Source organism: Acidithiobacillus sp. TH-A36 (assembly GCF_057473445.1).
The window spans coordinates 1-4,450 of sequence record NZ_JBYCKP010000605.1; the positions used below are offsets into that span (position 1 = coordinate 1).

Consider the following 4,450-nt stretch of genomic DNA (forward strand, 5'->3'; position numbering starts at 1 on the left):
AAACGGCAGAGGGTCGGGAGGCTTTGCCGCGACTTTGTCCCGCGCCGTTGTTGTTCTTGGCGAAATCCTGCGCCCATCAGGAGAGCTGTTTGAGCCCATGGGGCGAGTTCTCTCCTGACAGCAGGATGAGCCTTAGAACAACAGGCAAGGGGCGTTGGAGCAAAAAGCCTCCCGACCCTCTGCCGTTTTTTAGATGACAGAACCAGATATTAAGCGTGGGCCAGTCGAGATAATAATTCCGCCCAGTTCCTGCCCGGCAGAATATTGCCCAAGACCACGGCTTCCCGGACTCCCGTCACCTGACCATAGGCTAGTGCTTTTCCTCGCAAGCATTGTTCACCCAACCAGGCAAAAGCCAAAGCCTCAAGCGCCTGACTGGGAATCCCGCTTTGTTCTGCACCATGATGTACCTGCAACTCAGGTAAAGCCGACTGCAATTCCCGCATCAGCGTTGGATTTTCAGCGCCGCCGCCAAACACCAGCAAGTCTTTTGCATCCGGTGTCCATTTTCGCAGGGCATCTGCCACCGTTATGGCCGTCAATGCCGTTAACGTAGCAACAAAATCCGCCCCCGAATATTTCCAGTCATTCCACCATTGATGGACCAGCCGATCATCAAAACTTTCCCGACCGGTACTTTTGGGTGGAGATTGCCGGAAATAGGGGTGTTTCAGCCATTGGGCGAGGGACAACGCCTGAACTTTACCTGCCGCTGCCAATTTGCCGTCCAGATCGCAACAGGCTTCGCCTCCGCTCAGAATCCGGACCGCAGCATCAATCAATACATTCCCGGGCCCGGTATCGAAGGCCTGCAAAGCCCGGGAGTCATCACCGCCAGGGATCCAGGTTAAATTTGCCATACCGCCCAGATTCAGGACCAGACGTGGCTGCTGTGCCTGAAACAGGCGCTGATGAAATGGGGGAACCAGTGGTGCGCCCTCACCACCAGCGGCAACATCTGCTCGCCGAAAATCATGGACCACCGTCAGACCCGTAGCGATAGCTACATCGGCGGCTGAACCGATCTGCAGGGTAAAACCGGGAACAGCACGCGGCTGATGCCGAATGGTCTGGCCATGCAGGGCAATAAAATCCACCGGCCCCAGTTTACTGATGGCAGTCTGTGCCACCTCCGCATAACAGGCCCCCAGTTGCCGATCCAGTACGGCCATCTGCTCGACACTGAGGAGGCCATTGGCGGCAAGCACCATTTTGCGCAAGGGCGCGGCAAAAGGCTGGCTGATTAAACCGGCATAACCCTGTGCAGGAGCAACATCGAAATCCAGCACCGCTGCATCAACGCCATCGGCACTGGTTCCGGACATCAAACCCAAACCGCGCAAGCCGTTACCGCTTCACTACAGGATTCAGAAATTGTTCCTGCTGCGAACAGCCTCCCTCAATGTTCGTGACCGTGCTCACCATGTACGTGACCGTGAGCCAGTTCTTCTGCTGTCGCATCACGTACATCCAGTACCGTGACATCAAAATTCAGCGTCATTCCGGCCAGTGGATGATTCAAATCTACGGTCACATCATCGCCTTCAATATCAATCACCGTGGCCAGACGGGCACCTTCGTCCGTCTCGGTTTCAAACTGCGTCCCGATTTCGAGATCTTCCGGATCATCAAAATCTTCCTTGGCAACCACTTCCACCAGATCCTCATCCCAGTCGCCATAACCTTCTTCGGGCGGAATGGATACTTCAACCTTGTCTCCCGCGCGATGCCCGGCCAGAGCCTGCTCCAATCCGGGAATGATTCCGTGGTGTCCGTGCAGATAAATAAGTGGTTCTTCACCTACAGAGCTGTCAATCAGCTCTCCCTCTTCATCGGTGAGGGAATAGTCGATGGTGACTACTTTGTCGTTGCTGATGATCATATTGGGCGTCCTATAGATGAGGGCTGGAGGATAAAGACTGATTTCAGTGAGAATTCTAGCTTGACTGGGCAGAAACGGCAAAATTTTCCGGGGCCTCCCAAAACTGCCAGGAAGGCGCAAGAATCTCACTGAATGCCTTGATCCACATAGGATTTTCATTAAGTGCCGGAATATATCGCAAAGTTTTTCCGCCAGCATTCAAAAAAGTTTCTTTGCCCTCCAGCGCAATTTCCTGGAGGGTCTCCACACAATCCGCCGAAAATCCGGGGCAGAGGACATCCATTTCCCGAATCCCCTGCCGGGCCAGACCCATCAGGGTTTTATCCGTATAAGGCTCAAGCCATTTAGCCGCGCCAAAACGACTCTGGAAGGTCTGAACCCATTCGCCCTGATTCAGGCCCAACTCCTGCACCAAAAGTGCCGTGGTGGTTTCGCACTGCTGACGATAAGGATCACCCAACTGAATGGACCGCTGTGGCAGGCCATGAAAGGAAATGAGTAACTTTTCAGCGCGACCGTTTTCCTGCCACCAGTGACGGACACTTTCTGCCAGCGCATGAATATAGGCAGGGTGGGCATGCCAGTCCCGGAGCATGCGTAATTCGGGAATATCCCGCATACCGCGCAACACATCGGCGACCTTGTCGAATATGGAGGCCGTAGTAGCAGCGGCATATTGGGGATAGAGCGGCACCACCAGTATTTTTTCGCAACCCGATTGGCGCAGTTCTGCCATTTTCTGCTGTAACGACGGCTTTCCATAGCGCATGGCCAGTTCTATGCGTAACTGTCCGGGAAAATGGGTATCACAATACTGCTGTAAGCCATCCGCAAGACGCTGACTATATACCATTAAAGGAGACCCTTCGGGCATCCAGATGCTGGCATAATTGCGCGCCGAACGCGCCGGACGGAAAGTCAGAATCGGACCATTTAATATGGGCCACCAGATAATCCGGGGTAATTCCACCACCCGCCGATCACTGAGGAACTCACGCAGATAACGGCGTACGGCTGCCGCTGTAGGAGCCTCAGGCGTACCCAGATTGACCAGCAGAACACCAATCATCATTCCTCCTGCAGTTGAATCAAAACCGGCGCGTGATCTGAAGGTCGTTCAGCAGCCCGTGCATTCCGATCGATGGCTACATCCTGAACCTCCGCCATCAAGGCGTTGGAGGCCAGAATCAAATCAATCCGCAACCCGCGATTACGGCGGAATCCTGCCGCCCGATAATCCCACCAACTCCATTCCTGAAGATCACCATGTTGGTGACGCCAGCTATCCTGCAGCCCAAGATTCAGCAGGGCCGTCAGGGCTGCCCGTTCGGGGGGAGAGCACAGGACATCTTCACCCCAGGCGACCAGGTCATAAACATCCCGGTCATCGGGTGCAATATTAAAATCTCCGACGAGCAGCAGTCGGGGCCACTGCTGCAATTCCTTTGCAATCAAAGCTCGCAGACGCTCCAGCCACTGTAGCTTGTAGGGATATTTGTCACTTTCCAATGACTGGCCGTTGGGCACATACACATTTACCACCCGGGTGCCCGCGAAAGTGCCCGCGCAAAGCCGCGCCTGACCGTCGCTTCCATCTGGCCAATCGCAGCGCCCATCTTCCGGTACGCTGCGACTGAGTATCGCCACGCCGTTATAGGTAGGCTGCCCATGATATAGTGCGTGATAACCCGCTTCAGCCAGTTCGGCAACGGGAAATTTTTCATCGGTGAGCTTGGTTTCCTGCAGACACAGCACATCCGGAGATTTTTCCTGCAACCACTCGAGCACTTGCGGAAGCCGCACCTTCAGTGAATTGACATTCCAGCTGGCCACTTTCATGGACATTACTGCGGTAGTGTCGCATTAACACTGGGCCGTAAACGCATACTGTGCATCCAGGCCAACAAATCGGGAAACTGGACCAGAAAGTCCGGAGCCCGCAGATCCACATAACCCACTGCAGCTACCGTCGCAATTTGTGACAGATTCAATACTGGCGCAGATGCCGCGTCTTTCCACACCCTGGTTTCCTCCTGAAGCATGGCCAGCGCCGTAGTCACCTTGCCACGCGCGCGCTGCAACATGTTCAGATCCTGACAATCAGCCGCGTGACGTTGTTCCAGAACCCAGGCAATGGTCGTATCCATGATGCCGCTGGCCAGTGCTTCCACACGCAGGGCTTCAATACGCGCTTCTGGATCTTTGGGAACAATCGCCGGATCCGGACGCAACACCTCCAGATACTGAACAATCACAGCAGAATCATAAACCGCCGAACCATCACTACGCAGCAGTACGGGGATTTTGCCCAGCGGATTGTGGGTGAGGGCAGCATGGTCCTGAGTCCGCAAATTGACCCACTCGACTTCGCAGGGGATGTTTTTTTCCAATAGCACCATACGAACCTTGCGGGCATAGGGGCTGGTTTCGGTAGCGAACAGGCGCATCTTTTTCTCCTTATGGGTAGGCCAGCGTTGACTCTGTTATCATGACTTAAATTATCATCCCTAGCCAAGCCCAGGAATCATGAACTACCAACATCATTTTCATGCCGGTAATGCGGCAGAT

The 4,450-nt window shown here is 54.4% G+C and carries 5 protein-coding genes; all 5 read right to left on the reverse strand.

Going from position 1 to position 4,450, the window contains the following annotated elements:
• Positions 1-209: 209 nt before the first annotated feature.
• From AC2VLY_RS15215 to AC2VLY_RS15235, 5 genes are read right to left on the reverse strand one after another with little or no spacing between them, the layout of a single operon-like run.
• Positions 210-1,343, reverse strand: coding sequence for an anhydro-N-acetylmuramic acid kinase (locus tag AC2VLY_RS15215; protein WP_486922568.1), 1,134 nt, complete (start codon positions 1,341-1,343; stop codon positions 210-212).
• A 56-nt stretch (positions 1,344-1,399) separates the two neighbouring features.
• The gene (locus AC2VLY_RS15220) at positions 1,400-1,882 is read right to left on the reverse strand and encodes an FKBP-type peptidyl-prolyl cis-trans isomerase (protein WP_193651234.1); all 483 of its coding nucleotides are present in this window, start codon (positions 1,880-1,882) and stop codon (positions 1,400-1,402) included.
• Positions 1,883-1,937: 55 nt separating this feature from the next.
• Positions 1,938-2,954 (reverse strand): ferrochelatase, encoded by a 1,017-nt coding sequence (gene hemH, locus AC2VLY_RS15225; protein WP_300250055.1) that lies wholly within the window; start codon positions 2,952-2,954, stop codon positions 1,938-1,940.
• Positions 2,951-3,721 carry an exodeoxyribonuclease III gene (xth, locus tag AC2VLY_RS15230; RefSeq protein WP_486892198.1) on the reverse strand — a complete coding sequence of 257 codons (771 nt, stop codon included), beginning with the start codon at positions 3,719-3,721 and terminating at the stop codon, positions 2,951-2,953. Before xth ends, hemH begins: the two co-directional genes overlap by 4 nt.
• Positions 3,722-3,726: 5 nt before the next feature.
• Positions 3,727-4,329 carry a glutathione S-transferase N-terminal domain-containing protein gene (locus AC2VLY_RS15235; RefSeq protein WP_193651232.1) on the reverse strand — a complete coding sequence of 201 codons (603 nt, stop codon included), beginning with the start codon at positions 4,327-4,329 and terminating at the stop codon, positions 3,727-3,729.
• Between the last annotated feature and the right edge of the window lie 121 nt (positions 4,330-4,450).

Bases quoted from the DNA above. Each gene is read 5' to 3' on its own strand.
- AC2VLY_RS15220 (WP_193651234.1), bottom strand. From the start codon at position 1,882: ATGATCATCAGCAACGACAAAGTAGTCACCATCGACTATTCCCTCACC.
- hemH (WP_300250055.1), bottom strand. From the start codon at position 2,954: ATGATGATTGGTGTTCTGCTGGTCAATCTGGGTACGCCTGAGGCTCCT.
- xth (WP_486892198.1), bottom strand. From the start codon at position 3,721: ATGAAAGTGGCCAGCTGGAATGTCAATTCACTGAAGGTGCGGCTTCCG.
- AC2VLY_RS15235 (WP_193651232.1), bottom strand. From the start codon at position 4,329: ATGCGCCTGTTCGCTACCGAAACCAGCCCCTATGCCCGCAAGGTTCGT.